Source organism: Sulfitobacter sp. SK012 (assembly GCF_003352085.1).
In the GTDB taxonomy this organism is placed as follows: domain Bacteria; phylum Pseudomonadota; class Alphaproteobacteria; order Rhodobacterales; family Rhodobacteraceae; genus Sulfitobacter.
Map to the genome: position 1 here is coordinate 3,526,549 of NZ_CP025804.1, position 23,117 is coordinate 3,549,665.

15 protein-coding genes and 3 pseudogenes are annotated in these 23,117 nt (G+C 53.1%); 4 read left to right on the plus strand and 14 right to left on the minus strand.

Annotated features, from left to right (window positions below; genetic code table 11):
- Positions 1–206: 206 nt before the first annotated feature.
- The 4 genes from C1J03_RS17190 to C1J03_RS17205 form a co-directional block, all read right to left on the minus strand.
- Entirely contained in the window at positions 207–500 is a 294-nt protein-coding gene (locus tag C1J03_RS17190) for a glycine zipper domain-containing protein (RefSeq protein WP_114887702.1), read from the minus strand.
- 516 nt (positions 501–1,016) lie between these two features.
- The gene (locus C1J03_RS17195; protein ID WP_254694080.1) at positions 1,017–1,508 is read right to left on the minus strand and encodes a 5-methylcytosine restriction system specificity protein McrC; all 492 of its coding nucleotides are present in this window, start codon (positions 1,506–1,508) and stop codon (positions 1,017–1,019) included.
- A 13-nt stretch (positions 1,509–1,521) separates the two neighbouring features.
- Positions 1,522–1,968, minus strand: coding sequence for a 5-methylcytosine restriction system specificity protein McrC (locus C1J03_RS26110; RefSeq protein WP_114887704.1), 447 nt, complete (start codon positions 1,966–1,968; stop codon positions 1,522–1,524).
- Positions 1,965–3,197, minus strand: coding sequence for an MrcB family domain-containing protein (locus tag C1J03_RS17205; RefSeq protein ID WP_114887705.1), 1,233 nt, complete (start codon positions 3,195–3,197; stop codon positions 1,965–1,967). The genes C1J03_RS26110 and C1J03_RS17205 overlap by 4 nt, the downstream gene beginning before the upstream one ends.
- Before the next feature lie 547 nt (positions 3,198–3,744).
- On the opposite strand from C1J03_RS17205, the gene C1J03_RS17210 reads away from it, so the two are divergent.
- Positions 3,745–9,270, plus strand: a complete 5,526-nt coding sequence (locus tag C1J03_RS17210; protein WP_254694081.1) for a RecQ family ATP-dependent DNA helicase — start codon at positions 3,745–3,747, stop codon at positions 9,268–9,270.
- A gap of 12 nt (positions 9,271–9,282) precedes the next feature.
- On the opposite strand, the gene C1J03_RS25390 is transcribed toward C1J03_RS17210, so the two are convergent.
- Positions 9,283–9,504: a hypothetical protein gene (locus C1J03_RS25390; RefSeq protein ID WP_162798576.1), complete on the minus strand. Its 222-nt coding sequence runs from the start codon at positions 9,502–9,504 to the stop codon at positions 9,283–9,285.
- 373 nt (positions 9,505–9,877) lie between these two features.
- On the opposite strand from C1J03_RS25390, the gene araD reads away from it, so the two are divergent.
- On the plus strand, positions 9,878–11,608 hold the full coding sequence (gene araD / locus C1J03_RS17215) for an L-arabinonate dehydratase (RefSeq protein WP_114887707.1): 1,731 nt from the start codon (positions 9,878–9,880) through the stop codon (positions 11,606–11,608).
- Between the two features lie 155 nt (positions 11,609–11,763).
- Here the strand turns inward: araD and C1J03_RS17220 are convergent.
- The 4 genes and pseudogenes from C1J03_RS17220 to C1J03_RS17230 form a co-directional block, all read right to left on the minus strand.
- Positions 11,764–11,865 (minus strand): annotated as a pseudogene (locus tag C1J03_RS17220) (IS5/IS1182 family transposase); the annotation flags it as partial.
- A 707-nt stretch (positions 11,866–12,572) separates the two neighbouring features.
- Positions 12,573–12,941: pseudogene (locus C1J03_RS17225) on the minus strand (transposase); the annotation flags it as partial.
- Positions 12,926–13,090: pseudogene (locus C1J03_RS26205) on the minus strand (IS110 family transposase); the annotation flags it as partial. The pseudogenes C1J03_RS26205 and C1J03_RS17225, both read right to left, overlap by 16 nt.
- Positions 13,091–13,522: 432 nt before the next feature.
- On the minus strand, positions 13,523–14,611 hold the full coding sequence (locus C1J03_RS17230) for a tyrosine-type recombinase/integrase (protein ID WP_114887708.1): 1,089 nt from the start codon (positions 14,609–14,611) through the stop codon (positions 13,523–13,525).
- 1,067 nt (positions 14,612–15,678) lie between these two features.
- On the opposite strand from C1J03_RS17230, the gene C1J03_RS17235 reads away from it, so the two are divergent.
- Positions 15,679–16,968: an MFS transporter gene (locus C1J03_RS17235; RefSeq protein ID WP_114889059.1), complete on the plus strand. Its 1,290-nt coding sequence runs from the start codon at positions 15,679–15,681 to the stop codon at positions 16,966–16,968.
- Positions 16,969–17,398: 430 nt separating this feature from the next.
- Here C1J03_RS17235 and C1J03_RS17240 read toward each other — a convergent pair whose 3' ends face one another.
- From C1J03_RS17240 to C1J03_RS17250, 3 genes are read right to left on the minus strand one after another with little or no spacing between them, the layout of a single operon-like run.
- On the minus strand, positions 17,399–18,193 hold the full coding sequence (locus C1J03_RS17240; RefSeq protein WP_114887709.1) for a metal ABC transporter permease: 795 nt from the start codon (positions 18,191–18,193) through the stop codon (positions 17,399–17,401).
- On the minus strand, positions 18,193–18,942 hold the full coding sequence (locus C1J03_RS17245; RefSeq protein ID WP_114887710.1) for a metal ABC transporter ATP-binding protein: 750 nt from the start codon (positions 18,940–18,942) through the stop codon (positions 18,193–18,195). The genes C1J03_RS17240 and C1J03_RS17245 overlap by 1 nt, the downstream gene beginning before the upstream one ends.
- A complete protein-coding gene (locus tag C1J03_RS17250) occupies positions 18,939–19,454 on the minus strand; it encodes a Fur family transcriptional regulator (RefSeq protein ID WP_114887711.1) in 516 nt (171 codons plus the stop codon). The genes C1J03_RS17245 and C1J03_RS17250 overlap by 4 nt, the downstream gene beginning before the upstream one ends.
- 56 nt (positions 19,455–19,510) lie before the next feature.
- Here C1J03_RS17250 and C1J03_RS17255 point away from each other — a divergent pair, with 56 nt between their 5' ends.
- The gene (locus C1J03_RS17255; RefSeq protein WP_114887712.1) at positions 19,511–20,545 is read left to right on the plus strand and encodes a zinc ABC transporter substrate-binding protein; all 1,035 of its coding nucleotides are present in this window, start codon (positions 19,511–19,513) and stop codon (positions 20,543–20,545) included.
- 213 nt (positions 20,546–20,758) lie between these two features.
- On the opposite strand, the gene istB is transcribed toward C1J03_RS17255, so the two are convergent.
- Together istB and istA are read right to left on the minus strand one after the other, a co-directional pair.
- A complete protein-coding gene (gene istB / locus C1J03_RS17260) occupies positions 20,759–21,523 on the minus strand; it encodes an IS21-like element helper ATPase IstB (RefSeq protein ID WP_114882482.1) in 765 nt (254 codons plus the stop codon).
- Positions 21,520–23,019 carry an IS21 family transposase gene (istA, locus tag C1J03_RS17265; protein ID WP_114882484.1) on the minus strand — a complete coding sequence of 500 codons (1,500 nt, stop codon included), beginning with the start codon at positions 23,017–23,019 and terminating at the stop codon, positions 21,520–21,522. Before istA ends, istB begins: the two co-directional genes overlap by 4 nt.
- Positions 23,020–23,117: the final 98 nt, after the last annotated feature.

The window sequence follows — 23,117 nt, forward strand, 5'->3', positions numbered from 1 at the left end:
GTACCATTCAGTTGAGGAGGCTCAAACCGACCTCCTCGCGAAGTATTTGAAGCGCGCTCCCCATCCAGCACATGCTCATTGAGAATGAGGCTGAGGCCTTAGCCAGATTACTTTGGCATGTGTTGGAACGTGTTTACCGTTCCAGCCCTGGGCGTCGCGTAAACGCTTCGAGGCGCTTTCGTGAGTGGGTTTAGGCTGTTGAAGAGTTAGTGCTTCTTACCGTGGTGGTCTTCGTTCTTGTCCTTACTGTAGCTCTTATGACCATCGTGACGATCTTCGAAATCATCCTTTTTGATCGTGCCATCTATGGCACCGATAGCTGCCCCAACTGCAGCCCCTTGAGCGGCGTCCCCACCAGTTACTCCCGCGATAGCGGCACCCGCGACAGCGCCTTTTAGAGCTTGTTCGCCAACGATTCCGGCGCTTGCGCTTATTGGCAATGCGACGATTATTGAAGCCGCGATGATGGAAAGGCAATTTGTTGAGCGTGTGTGTGTCATGGTTCTATCCGTTTCTGACGTGGGCTTCCGTTGTGGCCGCCTCATGCACCAAGATTTAGGGGGTATGGCCGCTGTAATCTTGTGGCTTTAGGACTGTGTTTTGTGCGTACTGGCCAATCGGTCAACAGCGCTGATTTGTTGGCTACGAGTATGCTACCCAGCGCGCAAATGTCAGCAATCCGGCAATCAGGAAGAAGCAACATAGCTTCTGGTGAAGGTCCAGTTTTAGCGTCCGGGTACAATTTTCTCGCACTTGCAGCGAAAGTCCGGTTTCCGCCCTTATTGTCGAAATGTGCATACCTCAGCATCGGTCAGTAATGGGATGTACCGGCTGCTTCACCCAGCAGGTTAAACGGATCCTGTGGCCTGGGTTGAGAAAGCTCAGGCCACAGTGTGTTATGGAGCCGGGGCAGATGGATCCTTCAAATCGATATGAGAGGCTCCCGGCTCCGAAAGGTGCCTGACTTCGCCCAAGCTGGAGGGAAATTGTAGCTCAGCTCACCACGGGCCTGCATCTCAGCTCCCAGATAGACCAATGGAAACGTCAATATCCTTTGTAGAATTGAACAGACTCTTGAGTTCCCGATCGATATCCTGCCACTCGGCACCCAAATCCACAGTAGCGATTTGCACCGGCACTCCTAAAAGTTCGTAGTCGAGGCGGACCCGTTCACCAACAACTGGATAAATCAACATTCCCGAAAGCACCTTTGCTGGCTCTCGCCTGCGGACGTGCGCAAGATACGTCGAAAGCTGGTAGAGATGATCCGACCGAACACGTTGCTGATATCGCCCACCGGAAAGCGCGTCCTTGTAATACTTGGCATCAGCAATAATCGTTTGGGTCGATGAGCGCAGCGTTATGTCAGTTTGCATGATTGGCAAATACATCAGGTCTTCTTCGTTGGCCGCGGCCGCCGCCCATTTCATTCTCTCCGAGCCAACTTTGAACGCCGGGAGTTCGGATCGGTAGAAGTTCCGTAAAAACTCCTCAAAAAGAGCAGGCATGCGTGTTTCGTCTTCAAGAATGCTCTGGAACCTGGATCCTGGATCCTGCGCCCTGCTCATCCGGGAGCAAAGCGTGGAACACCAATTCGCACACTCGCATCAACAACCCATATTGCGACGTGTTGCGAGACAGTTGAACACGTTGGAAAACGCTTGCCGTCAACCTAATGGGCGAAACCCCAGAAATTCGGCGCACAGTGGTCTGAAGCTCGTGTCTTAGCTTACGGTCCACATCTGAGCAATTCGCCAGGCCTAAAAGGCTCGCCCGCAGGATCTGATTGTGCAAAACGTCTGGCGTCAATTCATCGACATCGCAGACTGCAAATCCTCGCAGCATGGATTGCTGCTTTGTCATCACATCCAGACGCAGCTTTCCGCACGGAGAGCGGGTTTCTTCGGTCACTTCGAGATAGCCGCGGTCTAGACCTCGTCGCAGAAGACGGTGTGTCCCGTCGTTCAGGACCTTTCCAAGGAGGTTTGGTAGGTCCGGGCTGTCATCGAGTCCGACGTCACGTACCCCTGTACGAAATCTTCATAACTGTAGGATTGGTGAAACTGAACCGCTTGGACCTTTCGCTCATCCTTTGCGCCAATCAATGCGTAAGCCAAACGTCGGGCTAAGAAAGACTTCCCAACCCCTGGAGCACCTTGCAGAATCAGGTTTTTCTTTGACCGCCAGATATTGAGATAGCGCTCGATGTCAGTACGTTCGAGAAATAGGTCTTTGAGAGCGTTATCCACCCCAAACGGAGGCAACTCGGGCAAATCCACCGGCATTTCATCCTCTGGCTCCGTCCCTTCCACAAGTTTACCTTGTATCAGTCGTTCATATCCTGTGAGCAGATTCTCAAGGTATTTGTGCACAGTCTCATCGTCAGGCAGTGCTGAGCTTAGGAACGCGACATTGGCGATTGTGCCAACTTCATAACTCTTCGCAGCACTTGTGTCAGACCGAAGATCGATGTTGTTGTCGAGTTGGAACCCGGCGTCCGCGAGATCCCCGATGAGCGTGCGGGCCTTTTCCAACACACGAACCATTTCTTCTTCTGCGCCCTTACCCCCGTGGAGCTTACGCAGTTCGGTCATGCCTTGATTGAGTGTTAAATATGTGACCGAGAGGTCCTCAGCAATTAGGAATACAATATAGGTTCCTCCTTGGGTCGACGTAGTCTCACGACTGTCCAATAGGGCGATCCAGGGCGTTTTGGTCCAATTCCCCATCCCAACACTTAGTTTGACTTTGATTGTTGGCATGGCCAAGACCGCAGGCACCTGCTCCAGCCAAGCTTGAAGGTTTCGCATTGCTGGGCCAAGTTCATCATCAACCCCAAATGAGCCAGTGCGCTTCTCGCCATAGATCTTTAGGAAATGGGAAAGCAGTCGTTCAAATTCCGTACTGATTACGGGGCCCGTCGCGGCAAACTTAAAGCCGAGTGCCTCAAGGGGTTGTTTGACCGCATTTTCACCACCAGAGAAATCATCGCTGGTAAACGCTTCATCTTCCGGAAACTGTATGCGATGGGCCGCTCCATAGATTGCCTTGGAATCGTATTGGCGGCCGTCCCTCATTATATAGTATCGGAGGGCTTGACCGAAACCGTGTTTCGCCAAAAAGGCATCTCGGCCAATTTGGTCAAACTCATCCATCGCCGCTTCTACAGCACTTCGTTCAGTGACACGCCTTACCATTCTTATTGGATACCTTGTTTGTTATGCTCTTGGGCAAAGCATGCTGATGTCTCAGCATATAAATGCCATCTCGAAGCAAGAGACCGGCTGCACTTCCTAAGGTCAAGCATCATGATCGAATGACGTATTCGCACAGATGTGACTGATTGCTAATTTTGCGCCGGATGGCGGATGCCGTCTAAGACACAAGAAAAACGTTACTAATTCAAAGACCTGTGTCGTGGTACGGTGTCACGAAACTGAAGTAGGCCGGAACAACTGGACTCTTTTCGACAAGTCTAAGAAAACTTAAATAACGAGGTCAGTATCAAAGAGGTTTACACCAAGATCGAAAGTTAGCGGCTACGGCAAGTCATCGCCGCATTCAGTGCACGGCCTCAACATCTCAGTACAAAGACAACCATGCTCTGACACTGCCCATTTTTTGGCCCTACAATCTATAGTGGCAACTATGAACCACTATAGATGTGTTCGAGCGCTGCCCTACTTCCCTTTCTCCACACAAAAAGTAAGGATCTCAAAGAACTATCAAAAGATTGCAAACACTTTGAGCGCCGATTTAGACCCATCTACTACAACCCCCGAGATATTGGGGCGGTGCGTTTCGATCGACCTAGAAGTCGATCCGGCGCAAGCGAAGATATTTGCGCTTGCGGCGGTGACGCATGATCCCGCTTTGGCAGACCTCACTGTCAAGTCCGGTCTCAAAGCAGGTTTGGATAAACTGGATGAATTCTGCCGAGGGTTTGATCATGTAATTGGTCACAACATCCTTGCGCATGACCTTCCGCATCTCGCCGCTGCATCACCGCGGTTTGTGGCCTTAGCAGATGCCCCGATCGATACTCTTTGGCTAAACCCACTGGCGTTCCCGCGCAACCCCTACCACCACCTTGTTAAACACTACCAAGACGGCCGGCTTCAATCAGGACGGGTCAATGACCCCACCTACGATGCGCGCCTCGTATTTGAAGTTTTGGAAAACCAAATTACTGCATTTTCAGAGCTCAACGTTCGATCACCAGATGCGTTGGTGGCCAATCACTACCTTTGCTGTCGTTCCCCCCAAAATGGCGGCTTCGACAGGCTCTTCGAAGAGATCCGTGGCAGTTCAAAACCCGACCGAGACGGGGCGCACGCTGCAATCCGCAGATTACTCAAGGACGCAGCTTGTTCGTCGATGTTGGGCCAAACCCTCAAGCAACTCGATGATACTAGTCTGTCCTGGCCCATGGCATATGCGTTGTCCTGGATTTCAGTCGCGGGCGGTGACTCGGTCATGCCACCGTGGGTACGCGCCCAGTTCAAAGACACCGCAAAGATTGTCCGGAACCTAAGGGACACCAATTGCAAGAGCCCCTGGTGCACCTATTGCAGAACGCACAATGATCCGAAGCGCGCCTTGTCCCGCTGGTTTGGATTTGAGAGCTTTCGCCCAGAGCCAGCAGACGAACTAGGCAGACCACTACAAGAACGGATCGTGAAAAGCGCCATGGAGCGCGAAAGCGTGCTTGGTATCCTGCCGACAGGGACTGGAAAATCCATCTGCTATCAGATCCCTGCCCTTTCGCGGTTCGACAAGACTGGCACCCTCACAGTCGTTATTTCCCCGCTCGTTGCGTTGATGGCGGACCAGGTGCAGGGGCTGGCTCGCGCCGGCATATCCTCGGCCGTGACTATCAATGGATTATTGTCCCTCCCTGAACGCCACGACGCGCTGGACAAAGTCCGTCTCGGAGATGCTGCGATTTTATTGATTTCCCCAGAACAGCTACGCAGCACATCGGTCCGAACGGTGCTTGCCCAGCGCGAAGTTGGTCTGTGGGTGCTGGATGAAGCGCACTGCGTCTCAAAATGGGGCCACGACTTCCGACCAGACTATCGCTATGTGAGTCGGTTCATCAAAGAAAGCTCTGGCGATGAAGTCGCGCCAGTCCTTTGCCTGACTGCAACGGCAAAGCCGGACGTTGTCCAGGATATCCGCGGACATTTTCTTGAACGGCTTGGACTCGATCTGACACTGCTTGATGGTGGTGCTTCACGTGCCAACCTTAGCTTCAAGGTTCTGCCTACACAGCGAACCACAAAACTGGCCGACATTCTGGATGCGCTTGAGACAGGCCTTCCAACTAGTGGTGTATCGGGGGCCGTTGTCTATTGCGCGACACGTAGCGCCACTGAGCGTGTTGCTGAGTTTCTCATGCAACAGGGTCTTGCCGCTGAACGCTATCACGCAGGCCTTACAGCCGAGGAGAAACGCGATATCCAAGAAGCGTTCCGCGTCGGTGAACTCCGTGTCATTGCAGCGACCAACGCGTTCGGCATGGGGATCGATAAGCCCGACATTCGGCTTGTAGTCCACGGTGATGTACCAGGCTCGCTTGAGAATTACTTGCAAGAGGCAGGACGCGCTGGGCGTGATAGAGATCCGGCCCAATGTGTCTTGCTGTTCAATACCGACGATGTGGACCGGCAATTTAGCTTAAGCGCGCGCTCCAGGCTGGCACGTCACGAGATTGGTGCGATCCTAAAGTCCATCCGGCGATTGGATAGCAGAACGCGCAAGAACGGTGAAGTCATTGCGACTGCTGGGGAGATCGTCAAAGAAGAGAAGGATCATGACTTCCAACGTGATAGCGCGACCGACGACACGCGCGTCAAGACAGCCGTGGCCTGGCTCGAGGAAGCAAAGCTCCTCAGACGGGAAGAAAACCGTGTCCAAGTCTTCCCCGCTTCATTGCTTGTACGTGATGTTGAACAAGTCAAAGCAATCTTGGAGCGCGTGGAAATCTCCGCGACCCGCAAGCGTCAGCTATTGAGTATCGTCCAGCACATAATCAACGCCCCTCCAGAGGAAGGTGTATCGACGGATGCTTTGAGTGGAGCCAGTGGCCTGACTGCACCTGCACTCCGAAAAGCACTCACAGACCTCGAAACTCTGGGTATCGCCAACGATGATACCAACATCACGATCTTCCTCCACATAGGTGTCGAGAACGCATCGCGGACGCGGTTCGAAGCTGCTGCTCAGCTTGAAGCCGACCTAATCGCCCTGTTGCGTGAAGAAGCTCCTGACGCAGACAGCGGGGAGCCCACACCATTCAATCTTTCCGCCACAAGCCAAAAGCTTAGGGAAACAGGCCATAGTTCAGTTCGCCCTGATATCATTGAAGGCCTCTTACGCGGCATGGCCCAGGATGGCCGTGATATGGAAGGTGGGCGCGGCAACCTTCATTTACGTAAGGCGTCTCGCGGAAGCCTTTTTTTACGTCTGCAGCGCTCTTGGTCGATAGTTGAGCAGACAGCCGAACTGCGCAGGCTTGGGGCGGAGCGACTACTCAGCCACCTTGTTGAGCGCGTGCCAAAGGGTACGCGAGGTAAGGATATTCCAGTTGAAACAACTTTGGGCGGCATGCTCGGCGCGATCAATGGTGACGCTGTCCTTAGACGTTCCGTCAATGATCCCAACAAACTCATGGACCGTGCACTGCTTTGGCTCCATGAGCAGCAAGTTATTACACTTGGCAAAGGCTTGTCAGTGTTTCGGCCCGCAATCACACTTCATCTCGATCCCAAGGGCGGGAATTTTACCGTTCAAAACTTTGCGCCGCTTGAGGAGCACTACACCGAACAGACAATCCAGACCCATGTCATGGCTGCATATGCCGAAAAGGGACTGAATAGTATCAACGAGGCCGAGAGACTTTCAGCCGACTATTTTGTTCTAGACCGCGACGCGTTCATGCGTCGGTGGATGCCGGGTCGCGGAACCGAGTTTCGTAGGCAAGCCACGGGTCAGGCTTGGGAAGACATCGTCGACTCTCTTGGCAACCCGATTCAGGAACAAATCGTCCGCGATGACCGCGAGCAGACGAATGTTCTGGTCTTAGCAGGGCCAGGCTCAGGTAAAACACGCGTTCTGGTGCATCGCATCGCCTATCTGGTGAAGATCAAGCGCGAAGATCCAAACGGGATTCTCGTACTAGCTTACAACCGCCATGCAGCCGCCGAAATTAGGGAACGCTTGCGCCGTTTGATAGGAGATGAAGCGCGCTTTGTGACTGTATCAACGATCCATGCCCTCGCGATGCGTTTGGTAGGTGCAAACTTTACCGGGGGCGCTACGGCAGAGCGCCAAGACTTTAGCAGTTTACTTATGGATGCAGTTCGACTTCTTCGCGGCCATGGGATGGACAAGACTGCAGCAGAAGCACTGCGTGAAACCCTTGTCCAGGGTTACCGTTGGATGTTGGTGGACGAGTACCAAGACGTCGGCCCCGAAGAATACGCGCTAATTGCTGCTGTGGCAGGTCGCAGTCTAGATGATCCAGACCTCCGTATCAGCCTCTTTGCAGTCGGCGATGACGATCAAAACATCTATTCCTTTGCCGGAGCCTCAGTTCGGCACATCCGTCAATTCGAAGAGGACTATGCAGCTAAACCCGTATTCTTGACTGAGAATTACCGATCAGCTGGACACATCGTAGCGACTGCAAACGCTGTGATCGAAGAATCTGCAGACCGGATGAAGATTGGGAATGACATCTCCGTTGATCGCGCTAGAGCCAAAGAACCTCTTGGTAGAGAGATGGCAGCGCTCGATCCCGTCGCACAAGGTAGGGTCCAAATTCTTAGCTGTCCGTCCGGAAATGAATCCCAGGCAATGGCAGCACTTCAAGAGATGTTACGCCTTTCTCGCCTGATACCTGACTGGAGTTGGTCCCGGACTGCGATCATATCGCGAGATTGGCAGAAGTTAATTTCAGTCAGGGACTTCGCCGAAACACAAGGCATCCCAGTGGATGTTGCGAATGAACGCCTCCCTGGCCTCTGGCGGATGCGCGAAATGCAGATGTTCGTCGAAGCTTTGAAGAAAGATCAAAGTCGGGTCGTCTCCGTGGCAGACATGACAGCCACGTTGAATGCTATTCCATCCTCTCGTTGGACTGATCAGATTGGCGTAGGGCTGGGTATTCTGGCAAGGGAAATCGATGCTAGAAACCTTCCAGTGACTGATGTCATAGAGTGGTTTGCTGAATGGGCTCGCGAGACTTGGGGCGAGCAAACAGGCTTAAAGCTCCTCACAGCGCACCGTGCCAAGGGTCTAGAGTTCGACGACGTAATTATTCTCGACGGAGGCTGGGAACGTCCCTCACGCAACGAGGATCAAGACGCTCCCCGACGTCTGTTCTATGTGGCCATGACGCGTGCGCGACGCAACCTCATCGTGATGAGTAACGACAACCACGAGTATCTACCCAAAAACTCGTCTTCTGTTATCACCCGTGTTATGATTCCGGATCTGCAGGCGTTCCCAGGGCCGCGAAGGTATTTCCAGTCGGCTGAAGCGCGAATGGTTGATCTGTCGTTCGCTGGTCGCCAAGGAAACAACCACCCTTCCCTAAACGCCATCCCTGATGCCCGAATTGGCGATCCTATTGCTTTGAAGTTGGAACAGGATCGGTGGTGCCTAAAGGACTCCGAAGGACGCAGTCTTGGACGAATGTCAAAGAGCTTTGCACCTCCTCCGAACACGCGAATTGTATCTGCAGAAGTGGCGGCAATTCTGCGGTGGCGCAAAGAAGATGGTGACGAGGCGTTCCATCATACCTTCAGGCGCGATGCTTGGGAGGTTGTTATTCCTGAGTTGGTCTTCGAGGCCAATGGCCCCAACGAGAAACCTTCTCACGAATTTGGCTTGACCATCGGGACCGGTGCTCAGGAGGTAAGAATGGATCCTAGAAACCAGAAACTGCCAAGACCGGCGTCAGTCCAAAACAACGACATCCGTGAAGCGAACCTAGATCAGCTTCGCGCAAACTTCTCTGAAGCGGTCGATTCATCAAGATCATGGGATGAGCTACAAACACTGCTCAGAATGAAAAACAAGGAGTTAGCCCCCCGTGGAGGTGGCCTCATTTTGAGATCGGTATCAACCAAGGAGACCATCTGCAAAGCCACTGAGCTGGGATTTGGCTATGCTTCTCTCATCAAGATATTCAACGATGGATTGCCCGGTCATTCCCATACCTGGATCGCAGAGCGCGTTTTGGGAAAAGCCAAGCCCGACTAAAAATCCATTTGCTCACCCAACTGGCTCAGACCCAAGTGCCAAGTCGAAACGTCGCTGTGTATCGAGCACCTCGCGACTGGTTTCCAGAAGCCGATCTTGGGCTTGCCAATCAAAGAATGCCAAATCAGTATCTAGCCTTTCGCTGCAATCTCTACCAATGACTGCTGTGCGGGCAAGATGTGAGTTCTCCCTGATCGCGCTTAGCGGGTCGTCCGGGCGGGGTGACCAACTCACTGCAAAATCCCGCTGCATAGTTTAGAGGCTGCTCTGCTGACCGCACCAAGGTCGACTTTGGGCCGTTCAAGAGGATCGACAAATTTAGCCGCAGTATGGCTTCAGCTCATTTTTTGCCTCAACCAAGTTGTTAACCATGCATCCACAACCATTCGGCCGAGTCTAATACCGCATGCTATGAGACGCGGCGTCCGTGTTATTTTTCTCGCATACCTCGAACCCTTTGGTTTTGCATTTCATTCTAGGAGAGATCTCCTAATTACGAAGCGATTTTTCTACCACCTGGTCCCGTATCTGTGGCGTGGGCCCTAGCTTGGCGTTATGTTGAATCTTAAGCGTCTTCACTGAAACAGACACCCGGACCTAATTTGTTATGCCCAAACTACCAGAAGACCTCCGCTCTGCACGCTGGTTCGCACCAGACGATCTGCGTTCAATGGGCCATCGTAGCCGGGCAATGCAAATGGGCTGGTCGAGCGAAGACTGGGAGGGCAAGCCCGTTATCGCGATTATTAACACTTGGTCAGACCTGTCGCCTTGTCACCATCACCTGCGCGACAGGGCGGAGTGGGTGAAGCGCGGGATTTTGCAGGCAGGCGGCACACCGGCTGAACTGCCAGTTCAAGACTTTGCCGAACAATTCCTTAAACCCACCTCAATGCTGTATCGCAATTTGGGCGCTATGGAAGTGGAAGAGACATTGCGCAGCCATCCAGTGGACGGCGTTGTGCTGATGGGTGGGTGTGACAAGTCTACGCCTGCATTGGTGATGGGCGCGATCTCCATGGGGTTGCCGTTCATATTTTTGCCCGCAGGTGCGATGCTTCGGGGAAACTACGCGGGGCAAAAGCTCGGGTCCGGCACGGATGTTTGGAAATATTGGGACGAGCGACGCGCTGGTAATATTGGCAAAGCAGAGTGGGACGGCATACAAGGCGGGATCGCTCGGTCGTACGGGACATGTATGACAATGGGCACGGCATCGACAATGATGTCGATCGCTGAAGGGTTTGGTCTAACGTTGCCCGGTGCCTCCTCAATCCCAGCGCCTGATGCCAGCCACAAACGTATGGCCGCTGCCTGCGGACTTCGGATTGTCGATATGGTGTGGGAGGATCTTACTCCCAACAAAATCATTACCCCAGCTGCAACCCGCAATGCCGTGACGGTCGCAATGGCGACGGGTTGCTCCACCAACGCCATTATCCACCTGATCGCAATGGCTCGCCGCGCGGGCGTCCCTTTAACCCTCGACGACATAGACGCCGTCGGACGCACGACACCCGTGATCACGAATGTCCGCCCCTCCGGCAGCGAATACCTAATGGAAGACTTTTTTTACGCAGGCGGTTTACCTGCAATGATGAAGGAGCTCGGCGGCAAGCTGGATCTGACGGCTATAACAGTGACGGGCAAAACGCTTGGTCACGACATCGAAGGGGCAAGAAACTACAATGACGATGTCATCCGCCCATTGTCAAACCCAGTTTATGAAGAGGGCTCTTTGGCGGTGCTGCGCGGAAATCTCGCCCCCGACGGTGCTGTCATCAAGCCCGCAGCGATGGACCCAAAATTTCAGAAACACAAAGGCTCTGCCATTGTGGCGGACAGCTATGCTCAGCTGAAAGATATAATCAATGACGAGGACTACCCAATGACGGCCGACAGCGTTCTGGTTCTACGCAATGCTGGGCCAAAAGGTGGGCCGGGAATGCCAGAATGGGGTATGATCCCGATGCCAAGGGCTCTCTTGAAACAGGGAATCCGGGATATGGTGCGCCTTTCTGATGCGCGGATGTCGGGCACGTCTTACGGTGCCTGCATCTTGCACGTAGCACCCGAAGCCTTTGTCGGAGGACCGCTCGCGCTGATCCGTACTGGTGATGTTATTGAGCTGGATGTGCCAAACCGTTCCTTGAATGTTAAGTTGTCTGACGGCGAATTGGCAGAACGCAGCGCTGCTTGGGTCGCACCAGAGCCGCGATATGAGCGTGGTTATGGCTGGATGTTCGCGCAGCATATCGAACAGGCCGACAAGGGCTGCGACTTCGATTTTCTTGGGACCGAGTTTGGTGCGCCAGTTTCTGAACCAGAGATCAATTAGGGTCCTGGCCAAGACAGAAACCAGGCACCAAATGTAGGTTGAGAGGAAACTGCGCCGCATCGCCTGACGGATAGATGAAGGTCGAGTTTAGGCCGCATACCGGCTTTGTTGCACAACTCAGCCTGAGGTCAGACTTCCCCTTACCCCTGATGGACTTATCCTACGGTCTCTGCCTGGAGGATACCAAGAGCGGTAACGCCGTTGAGGATCGCAGCGCGGATTTGGATTTCTGGGATCTGCCGATCGAAGTCTCTCGCCGAGACCCAAGGGCAGTTTGGGTGGCCGGAGCCGAATGAATAACAACAACCCAAATCTCAACCCAAGCTATCCTTCAAACAAACTGACATCACGCGGTGCGAATTACCCGCATGCTAGAGAAGTCTGGGAAGGACCCAAGAAGTGCAATCACCTTTGCTAGTTGGCCGCTTGGCCAGAGATCGCAAACCTAATCTCCGTCTGAGTCTGCCTGACTGCGCTGTATCTTGGGACTCTGGGACCTTGGGACCTTGGGACCTTGGGACAGGGGCGGGACAGCTTGATGTCCCGGACAACTCTCTGATTAAAATCAGTAAAAATGCATAGGGACAATAATATACCAATAAAGGAATATAGGTTAGAGAGCCTCGAGTTACAGGATAGTGTGTCTTAATGAGTTGATCCCTGTCCCATTTGTCCCGACCCCCAAATTTCTACTTTTTATCAGCAGGTTGCCCGGGACAATGCCCGGGACAACGCTGTGTTTGGCGCTAGCCTACCTCATCGCCAGAAAGGCACAGGCAGGAGGTATCCGGCCTGTTTATGTGACTGCATTGCCGTCACTGGCCCTGATGAGTTCCGCGAGCGAGGTTCCATTCGGCTTATCGACCTCAGAGGGCCGCGGACCTTCCCGGAGTGTCCTTGCTCTTGGTTGACTTAATTCCGCATCATCACTTCAACGTCTTGCATCTCTTGGCAGTCCGCGCGGTTAGAACGCTGGCTGCCGGTATTCTTGTTTCTTTGTGAGCATGGCCCAAATGGCACGAGCCGCCTTGTTTGCCATTGCCGTTGTTGCCAATCGGAATGGTTTTTCGGCAATGATTTTGGCTGTCCAAAGATCAACCTTTTCCGGTGAACGCTTGGCCATGACAGCGCGCGACGTCATGCCGACTACCAACAATTTGCGAATGTACCGATCCCCTTTCTTGGTGATTTCCCCAAGTCGTTCCCTTCCTCCGCTGGATTTATTGAGCGGAGTTAGTCCGAGCCAAGCCGCCAGGTCACGACCTGTTCGGAACTGATGGGCATCGCCAATGGTCGCGACAATCGCAGACGCCGTGACCCGCAGGCTTCCACGCCAATTACGCAAGGGGGCAAAGTCTCGAAGAACGCAAGCAGCTTCGCGCGTTTGATTGCCTTATTGAAGATCACGCGGCCGTTCTCGGAAATACCGTGAACTTGAAAAACATCCTTGGCCAAATCGAGGCCGACTGTCTTTACTGACATTGGGTGGCTCCCTTCTTAGCAGTTGATGACAACTGCATTGTGGCACATTTGATGCCGGGGGAGCAGGAGCCATCCACCTCATCCGCTAAGGGCCGGAAGCGGTAGTTGCTCCTATTGCAGCTAACGGCAACTTTGTCCCACAACCCGGTCATAGCCGTGTTTTCTGCCAGTGTCTGCTCTGGATCAAAGCAGCCCTTGACGCTGGGCCTATTGATAGGCCCAGAGCCTAGCTATAGGCAAACGATACAATGAAACCGGCAACCATCAAAAACACTCTCCCTGCAGACCTCAGGTGCTAACCTTTCCTCTTATTTCTCTTTTGCAGCGAGGGTCTGATCGGTATTTGCAGCGTATGTCTCAAGGAGTTCAGAGTTGTCTTCCACACCACGGCAAAGGCCCAGCTTCCTAATTCGAGCTTTGCTAGAAAGTCTATTAGGCTGAAGTGCTTGAGTTGATACGACCCGTGATTTCGCTGCATGCAGCTTCCATTGAGGGACGAAGTGCAACCAGTGACGGCCGAGTGTATCTTTGCCCCGTGATCGACAACGGAGTATGATTGAGCAACCGACCTACGATCTCTTCCAGAACGCCCGCTTCCATTGCAACCGTTGCAAACGTTCTGCGATGCATATGTGGGTTATATTTGAGCCTTTCCGGTTTTGTGATGTGCCCAACCACTGATTTTGGAGAAGGAAACACCCACTGTCGGCTGAGAGGCCGCAACGGCGCTAGGATCTCATGATGCAACTGTAAGATGGGCAGGTCGAAACTCCGGCCGTTTTTGGTCATGGGCAGGTGGATATGATCTTCGTGGATACTGCTCCACTGAAGAGTCAGCGCCTCGGTTTTTCTTAGGCCGGTAAACAGAAGAAACTCATAGAACACGCGGTGTATCGGGTTGTTCAGATCGTCGATCGTTTGCCGCCACGCCTTCAAGTCATCAATAATACGGCCGTCCGGTTTTTCCGCATACCATTCGATTGCCATGGTAGGGCATTCGGGCAGGTCGTAAGTCCGACGCGCATGGTTATAGATTGACCGAAAGGCGCGAAGCACATGGTTGGCCCCAGACGGCATCTTCGCCAATTCCTGGTGGCGGCGAACAACCATCGCTTTGCTAATCTCATCCAGGGGCAATCGCATCCAATCTTTTAAATGGAGTTCCAGTTGCCTTCGTGTGCCACTCTTGTGGACCTCAGAGCGCAACTTTGGGCGCGCCAAGTAGACTTCCGTCGCAGCTTCAAGCGTAGGCGCGCCTATCTGCGCCGCCTTCCCTGCCCCTCTGCCCATCTCCAGAGCAAACCCAAGTGCAGTTTGCCGTGCAGCCTGCGCTGAGATCGTTGGGAACCGGCCAATCAGAATGCGTTTGGTCTGACCGCCCACGTCTTTCTGGAAATACCAGGTCTTGGATCGCTTCCCCACGAAGAGCACCAAGCCCTTGATTTCGGAGTCCCAATACTTGTCGGTTCCCGCTCTCGCATGCGGCAATTTCCGCGCAAACGTCTCTGATAGCTTTGGCATTCTTTGTCGGCCTTTTGTGGGTAACGGTGTGCAAGCAGGTGCTACCCCATGCAACCCTACGCAAGATTAAAGTCAACAAAAATAAGTAGTAAGCAACTCAGTGATACGGTGTGTTACTCAGGAGCTTTGCTTGGAAAACTGAGGTCTTAACCAATATACAACGCCCGCATACCAATTTTTAGCAATTTCATAGAACTTTGGGGGTCAAGCGATATGTGATCGTTCAGATGAGAGGCGGATCAATCTTCAATGTGTCGACAAAACCCGCTGAAGGGTTAACTCGGTTTCGTTTGATCCCTGCACCCTCCAACCCAAGCTGTATTCGAACCTGCGTTCAGCTTAAAAGTGGTCTTTCCAGCCAGTATCAGTCCGGCTTCCATCCAATCCCGAGGCGGAACTTCAGCATAGCAACGATGATTGACTGTTAATCAATTGGCCGTAGGCTCGCCCCTTACCGCCTGATCCATAAAAATAATTTTAATTCAATATCTTAGCGTTTTTTTGTTTTAAGGAAAAACCTAAGGGTCTCGCCTTGTCACCGAATTTGTCACCAGATCCTCTCAAGATTGAACCAATAGATTGCAAATTTGTGTACCGGAGTTCGATTCTCCTAATCGCCTCCATCCAATACAAATAAGATATTGATCTTAAATGATTTTCGACAAAAATACCCATCTAGTCACATCTACCAACCCAAACAAATTTCATCACATCGTAACGGGCATAGCAATTTACTTTGAATTTTTCGGGACTGGAGATTGGGCGTGTAATTTTACGCGCTGCAAATGCAAAGCAAAGGGCCTAGCTGAACGGTCGCTTTCGAAGCTGCGTTGCAGAGAGGTGCTCGGACTGATCAGTGCAGCTTTTTTCTGCACGAGCGAAAGATTCGATTTCGATCCGACCGGTTTAGTTCGAAACTAACCTTCGCTGCGCGGCACATTAATGACTGCTATGCGGACAACCCAGACCTTCGCCCCGCTCGCTCGAACGGCCCCTTTCGTGCGCGGTATAAATTCTGGCTCACTTAATGTATTGTGCATATCGACAGCAATCACGATGCTGCAAAGATGGTCACCGAAATAGAGTTCTCTTTTGCAGCACTGAATGAGTCAGCGCGACGGCACATTCGCGTGTTTCAGATACACCAGTTCCTTGACCGTTTTGCGATGGGACTGACAGTGGCCGTTGTTGCTCTGGCATTGAATGACCGTGGCATGGACCTCTTTCAAATCTCGCTTCTCTTCGGGGTCTACTCGCTTACGACGATGGCGATGGAACTGCCGTTTGGTGGCCTCGCCGACAGTATTGGCCGCAAACCGGTCTTTTTGGCGGCGGTCGTCGCCAGCTTGATTTCGCTCGTGCTCTTTCTCTCGACGAGTGATTTCCATGTTCTGGCGCTTTCATTTGCATTCATCGGTTTTGGACGCGCGCTTCGATCGGGCACGCTTGATGCGTGGTTTGTCGAAACTTTCAAGGCCACCGCGCCTAATGTGGATGTCCAGCCCGCACTGGCCCAAGCGCAATGGGCCAATGCCGTCGGATTGGCCATTGGCGCCGTCTTGGGAGGCCTTCTGCCCGATATTTTGGGCGAGGTCGCGAAAAGCCTTGGATTCAGCATCTATGATGTGTCCTACGTGGCAAGCTTCGGTGTGATGTTGGGCGTGTTTGTTTTCACAATGTTGGCCATTGTCGAAAAACCGCGCCCGATGAACGTTACTGCTCTCATGCACGGCTTCGCTAATGTCCCAACGGTGGTAAAGGACGCGAGCGTTTTGGCTCTGAAGCACCCCGCTCTGTCGATACTTCTGGCAGCGTTGGCGTTCTTTCTGATGGCAACCAACCCTGTCGAGGTGATCTGGCCGACCCATGCAAAACCCATGTTGGATGAGGGTTTTGCAAACACCGTCATCGGTATCGTGACTGCGACTTATTTCTTCTCCATCGCTTTCGGCGCATCTCTGTCTCCGCACGTTAGCCGGATCTTCAAGCGGCGGCACGCCATGACGCTGGCGGCAACCTTTGCTTGCTTGGCAGGCGTTCAGATCACATTGGCTTTGCAAGGCAGTATCATCGGCTTTGTGACGGTATTCGTCCTGTATTCTGTGATCCTTGGTGTCAGCGAAACGCCGGCCAGCAGCATTCTGCATCGCTGTGTAGAAGACCGTCAACGGTCGACCATGCTATCTCTGAGATCGCTGATACAACAGTTGGGGGCCGCATTGGGTCTGGTGTTGGGCGGAATTGTCGCTGAAATTTACTCTACACCTATCGCATGGATTGTCGGTGCGGTGTTTCTGTTCATTGCAGTGATACTGATCTTGGTGTTGGCCAGACGACTGGCCGTAGAAGCCGAGTAGCTGACATTCGTGCGCCATGCAGCATTGATCATTTTGAGCTCGAAGCCGACCTTCGCTGCGCGGCGTGTCAGTGACTGCTACGCGGGACCTAGCCGACCTTTGTCGAAGTCCGCCTCTGTCGCGTTTTCGATGTGTTCAAACAAAATAGGCAGCACAATTGCGCTGCCCAGAGAGTGGCCCTTTGGGTTGGGCTGACCACAGGGTCCGGAATGACTGCACTGAGTCCAAACTGTAAAATCGGATCTCCCGCCGCGTGCGCACGCAGTATGGCATATGCCGCGAGTGCATGATCGCGCATGTTGCGGCGCCGCAAAGAAACCAGACATTTGCGCGTGGCGCTACGAGGGCTAAATCGCCAACTCAACGCTTGCGAAAAAATAAATTCTGAGGCTGGCTCAAAAAAGCATTCTTCGGAAGGTACAGCACCGCCTTACCGCGTGTATCTAAAACCCCTGAGAATGCTGGTCGCGAGAAAAGTAATCGCCGCGACACAGACAATAGATGGCCCTGCGGGCGTATCAAGCACATAGGCCGCGCGCAGACCAATAATGGCAGACAGCATCCCGATCAGACCGGCGGCGACGGCCATGCCTTCGGGCGTCCGTGACAAAGGGCGTGCGGCGGCTGCCGGTATGATCAACATGGCGGCAATAAGTAGGACTCCGACGACTTTGATCGCGACAGCAACCGTAATGGCCAGCGCAATCGTCAGCACCAATTGTTCGCGTTTAGGGTTGATCCCGCTAGCGTAGGCCAGATCCTCGTTTAGTGTTGAGGTCAGCAGGGCCGACCAGCGCCAGCCAATCAGCGCGACAACAAGTGCAGCACCACCCCAGATGACCGAAAGGTCCAACCGCGAGACGGCCAGAATATCACCAAAGAGATAGGCCATCAGGTCGATCCGCACCCCCGATATGAAGGACACCGCGACCAGCCCGAAGGCAAGTGCGGAATGCGCAAGGACTCCTAGCAATGTGTCCATAGCATAGCCCCGTCCAGACAACACGTTGACGACCAGCGCCATGAGCAAGGCCACTGTCATGGTGCCTACGAAAATTGACATCGAAAAAGCCAACGATAGGGCGACACCGAGGATCGCGGCGTGTGCCGTGGCATCCCCGAAATAGGCCATACGTCGCCAGACCACAAAACATCCCAAAGGTGCGGCGGCAAAAGCAACGCCAATTCCAGCGAGAGCGGCACGCACCATAAAATCGTCAAGCATTATTCAGCCGCCTCAGTGTGGTCGTGATTATGATCACCATGGTCATGGCCGTGATCGTGTTCATGCCGATAAAGGGCCAGTGCGCCGCCTGTTCCTGTCCCGAACAATGCCCTGTATTCCGGCGCAGATGCCACCACCGCCGGTGTCCCTTCACAGCAGACATGGCCGTTGAGGCAAATCACGCGGTCAGATGCGCTCATCACGACGTGCAATTCATGACTGATCATAAGAACGGCGCAGCCCGTGTCCTGCCGCACAGTTTCGATCTGTTGATAAAAGGATGCTGAACCGCGTTGGTCAAGCCCTTGGGTGGCTTCGTCCAAAAGGAGCAGATCGGGTTTTCCAATCAATGCTCGGGCAAGGAGGACCCGCTGGAATTGACCACCCGAAAGCTGTGAAAGTTGCGCTTTGGCCAAGTTGGGTACACCTGCTTGCGTTAACGCATGACCGATGTCGGCAACTGCGATGCTGCTTGGCAATTTCAAGAATCTGGACACTGTAATTGGCAATGTTTCGTCAATATGCAGATTTTGCGGCACATATCCGATTTTCACACCGCTCCCATGTATGACGCGACCCTTAACCGGTTTCACCGCGCCGATAATTGCCCGCAGCAGGCTGGTTTTACCTGACCCGTTTGGGCCAACAATTGTGACAATTTCACTTGGTTCGACCTGCAACGACACGCCCGACAGGACCGTACTTACGCCATAGCGTACTGTAAGGTCTTCAACCTGAACAAGGCTCATGGGTCAGCCTTGTCTATACAGGCAGGGCAAACGCCTTCGGCCTCAACAACAGTTCGTTCTATCCGGAAGCCTGTGGCGCGTGCGGCGTCGCCCAACGCACCTCGTGCGGGGGAGGATTGAGCCTCGGCCACCGCATCGCACAAGCGGCAAATCATGAAGGCTGGTGTGTGGGAATGGCTGGAGTGAACGCAGGCAATGAAGGCATTCAGCCGTTCAATTTTATGAGCCAAACCATTTGCGACAAGAAAATCCAACGCGCGATATGCAACGGGAGGCTGCGATCCGAAGCCGTCTTCGCGTAGCCGATCCAAAATCGTGTAAGCGCCAAGAGCGCGATGGTTTTGCAGCAATAACTCAAGCACCTTGCGCCGCACAGGCGTAAAGCGAAGACCCTCGGCCGCACAACGGGCTTCGGCTGCGGCAAGCCCATCGCTTACACATGTGCTATGATCATGTTGCGCAAAACCCAATGGGCCTGTTGCGGCGTTTATCTTGCTCGACTCACTTGTCATGTTATTACATTTCGTCTAATTGATCTGTAATGTTATACAATCACATGGAGACCTCAATGTCCAGAAAGCTTCTTACCCTATCCTTGACTGCCACTTTGATGGGAGGAACCGCCTTTGCCGAAGTACCACGGGTTGCCGTTGATATAGCACCAGTTCATTCCTTGGTCGCACGGGTTATGGATAGCGTCGGCACACCCGATCTGATTGTTAAGGTGGGTGCAAGCCCGCATGAATACAGCCTGCGCCCATCAGAGGCCAAAGCGTTGCAGGAGGCTGATCTTGTGTTTTGGATTGGGCCAGATTTGACGCCATGGCTGACAGATACGATTGAAACATTGGCACCTGATGCCGCTGTGACCGAATTGCTTGAAACGGATGGCACGATCGAATTGGAATTCCGTGAAGGTGCTTTGTTCGAGGCGCATGATGACCATGAAGAAGGTGAACATGGCGATGATGACGATCACAAAGAGGATGGTGATCACGCCGACGAAGCCCACGATGACCATGAAGAAGAGGGCCACGAAGATGATGATCATGATGACGAAGATGAGGCCGGGCACGAAGGACATGACCATGGCGCACATGATCCACACGCATGGTTATCCCCGCAAAATGCAATGAGCTGGCTTAACGTGATTGCGGGTCAGCTTTCCGCTGCCGATCCGGACAACGCCGGTGCTTATTTTGCCAATGCTGCGGCAGGTCGGGCCGAAATCAAAGTCTTGATTGGTGAGGTAACGGCAACGCTTGATCCGGTCCGTGATGGTCGTTTCATCGTATTCCATGACGCGTATCAGTATTTCGAAATGGACTTTAATTTCCCAGCATCCGGAGCCATTTCCATTGGCGATGCGTCTGATCCTAGTCCGGCACGGATTGCGCAAATCCAAGGTCGGATCGCCGAACAAGGCATCGATTGCGTTCTGGCTGAACCGCAGTTTAATCCGAGCCTTGTCGCAACTGTTCTCGACGGAACCGACGCGAAGACGGGCATTCTTGATCCGCTTGGTTCTGATCTGAAGCCGGGTGCAGCACTTTACCCTCAGCTGATCCGAAACCTGTCAACCGCTCTTGCGGGCTGCATGTAGTAACTCTGCCTAGTTAAGCCTCACCAGTTAAACCTCATGCCAAAAATTGGAGCACAAGTATCCCGTGTCACGTAAATTTTGGGGTTTAATATGCGTTGCGATGTGCCTTGGTGGACCCGCCAAGGCACATCTGTCAATCCCGGAGTAAAATCGGTCAGCGTCCCGGAGAGAAATTGGCCAATTTGTCAGCTCCTTGGCTTCAGTTGGGTTTGTTCAGGCTGTGCGGTTTCGGCTTTGGTTCAGCCGATAGCTTTCACCATTCATCTCCAGGATATGGACGTGGTGTGTCAGGCGGTCGAGGATGGCACCCGTGAGGCGTTCTGATCCGAAGACCTCTGTCCATTCATCGAACGGCAGGTTGGATGTGATGATGATGGAGCCGCGTTCATATCGTTGACTGATCACTTCGAACAGCAACTCGGCCCCGGTCTTGGAGAGTGGCACGAACCCAAGTTCGTCAATGATCAGCAAATCTTGGGCTGCTAGTTGTTTTTGGTGTCGTTGCAGTCGGCGTTCGTCAACTGCCTCGATCATTTCATGAACCAGTGCAGCGGCTGTGGTGAAACGTACCTTCAAGCCCTTTTGGCAAGCTGCCAGTCCAAGGCCGAGAGCAACATGTGTTTTACCGGTCCCACTTGGTCCTAGCGCGATAACGTTTTGACGCTTTGCGGTGTACTCGCAGCGGGCCAATTCCATCACCAGCACCTTGTTCAGTGACGGGATCGTTTTGAAGTCAAAGCTATCCAGGCTCTTGGTTGCCGGAAACTTCGCGGCTTTGATACGCCGCTCTACCATCCGTCGCTCACGTTCGATCAGCTCCAGCTCACACAAGCGCAGGAGATATTGGACATGATCCTTGTTCTCTGCGGCGCATTGTTGGGCCTGTTTGGTGTATTCGCTTTGGAAGGTTGGCAGCCGAAGTTTGGTCAGGTGATGCCTGAGCAGAACCTGCGGTGTATCAGTAACAGTATCGTTCATGCGGCCACCTCGGACAACAGCACGGCATAGCTGGAAGGCTTTGTCGTCTCAACCACCGCTTTCGGCAGATAAGGATAGATATCGAGATCAAGCCTAGGCGGACGACGCTCAATCCGGCAAAGGATCAGATGCTTGATCGCATCGTAGCCAAGTGCGCCCAGGTCCAAGGCTTGTTTGATTGCAGCATGAACGTGCTCCATCTCGAAGGTTTCCAATAGTCGCAAGATCTGAACATATTCGCGCTTCCCCGCCTTACCCATGCGGGCTTCCAACAATCGATGAAGGGTCGTGAACGCATCGGGCAGATCCCAACCCTGCAAGGGTGCCGCCTGGTCGAGAGCACCAACCTTCTGCTCCAACAATGGCAAGTAATGCATCGGGTCGAAAATCATATCTGCCTTCTCGTAAGATCGTCGATGTCGGGCGACAATCTCGGTCCCACAGCCGATCACGACCTCATGGACATAGCCGCGTACCTGAACCTCATGATGGGCAAAGGCGACAGGGACGGAGTAATCGTTATTGCGATAACGGATCATCGATATTGAAGTTGCCCGAGTACTGACCTTATCACACGCATCGTAAGGTGTTGGGGGCAATGCCATCAACGCGTCCAGGTCTCGTAGCAACCGTTCACCAATACTCTCACTATGCCCGCGAACAACATCGTCCTGACGCTTCAAACATTGTTCCTCCAACCAGGCGTTCAAAGCATCAAAACTATCGAACCGGGGAGCAGGGATTAGGAAGTTCCTCCGTCCGTAGCCAATGACACCTTCGACATTACCTTTGTCGTTACCTTTACCAGGGCGGCCAAACCGGTCCTCAAACAGATAATGCGATTGTAGTTCCGAGAAAGTTCTGGTCCGGATCCGCTTGCCTCCTCCCAAGATCTTTGCAACCGCTATCACGGTGTTATCGTACAGTGCCGACAAGGGCACACCACCGAAGAACGCAAACGCAGCGTTGTGACCATCACAGAAGGCTTCTGTCGTTTCTGCCGGATATGCCTTCATGAAGAACGCATCCGAATGCGGCAACGATATCGCAATGTAATGCAGCTTTCGTTCAACACCACCAATCACACCAAGGGTCTCGCCAAAATCGACCTGAGCATGGCCAGGGGTGTGAACCAGAGGAACAAACACCTCTTGGGTACGTCGCTGCTTCTCACGAACATAGTCCGTGACGATGGTGATCCCGCCAGTGAACCCATGTTCATCACGCAATCGCGCATGAATACGTTTGGCTGTGTGGCGTTGCTTTTTGATGACCCGTTTATCGTCTTTCAGGATCTGATCAATTATCCCAATGAACGGATCCAACTTCGGACGAACTGGCGCGGTCGTTCTTTGATAACCCGGCGGAACCGAATGCTTCAAAATCTTCGCCACTGTTTTGCGGTCAATCCCAAACAGACGGGCCGCCTCACTATTGTTCTTACCTTCGACATGGCACGCACGGCGCACCCGACTGTACAAATCCACAGAATACATCTTCCCCACCCGTTGCTCGACAGCACCAGATGTTAGATTGCGGAATTTTACTCCGCGACGGTCAGATTACCCAACCATTTCCATGGCCATTTTGTCTC

Excerpts from the sequence above, each read along its gene's own strand:
- C1J03_RS17190 (WP_114887702.1), bottom strand. The coding sequence starts at position 500 with ATGACACACACACGCTCAACAAATTGCCTTTCCATCATCGCGGCTTCA.
- C1J03_RS17195 (WP_254694080.1), bottom strand. The coding sequence starts at position 1,508 with ATGCCTGCTCTTTTTGAGGAGTTTTTACGGAACTTCTACCGATCCGAA.
- C1J03_RS17205 (WP_114887705.1), bottom strand. The coding sequence starts at position 3,197 with ATGGTAAGGCGTGTCACTGAACGAAGTGCTGTAGAAGCGGCGATGGAT.
- araD (WP_114887707.1), top strand. The coding sequence starts at position 9,878 with ATGCCCAAACTACCAGAAGACCTCCGCTCTGCACGCTGGTTCGCACCA.
- C1J03_RS17230 (WP_114887708.1), bottom strand. The coding sequence starts at position 14,611 with ATGCCAAAGCTATCAGAGACGTTTGCGCGGAAATTGCCGCATGCGAGA.
- C1J03_RS17235 (WP_114889059.1), top strand. The coding sequence starts at position 15,679 with ATGGTCACCGAAATAGAGTTCTCTTTTGCAGCACTGAATGAGTCAGCG.
- C1J03_RS17240 (WP_114887709.1), bottom strand. The coding sequence starts at position 18,193 with ATGCTTGACGATTTTATGGTGCGTGCCGCTCTCGCTGGAATTGGCGTT.
- C1J03_RS17245 (WP_114887710.1), bottom strand. The coding sequence starts at position 18,942 with ATGAGCCTTGTTCAGGTTGAAGACCTTACAGTACGCTATGGCGTAAGT.
- C1J03_RS17250 (WP_114887711.1), bottom strand. The coding sequence starts at position 19,454 with ATGACAAGTGAGTCGAGCAAGATAAACGCCGCAACAGGCCCATTGGGT.
- C1J03_RS17255 (WP_114887712.1), top strand. The coding sequence starts at position 19,511 with ATGTCCAGAAAGCTTCTTACCCTATCCTTGACTGCCACTTTGATGGGA.
- istB (WP_114882482.1), bottom strand. The coding sequence starts at position 21,523 with ATGAACGATACTGTTACTGATACACCGCAGGTTCTGCTCAGGCATCAC.
- istA (WP_114882484.1), bottom strand. The coding sequence starts at position 23,019 with ATGTATTCTGTGGATTTGTACAGTCGGGTGCGCCGTGCGTGCCATGTC.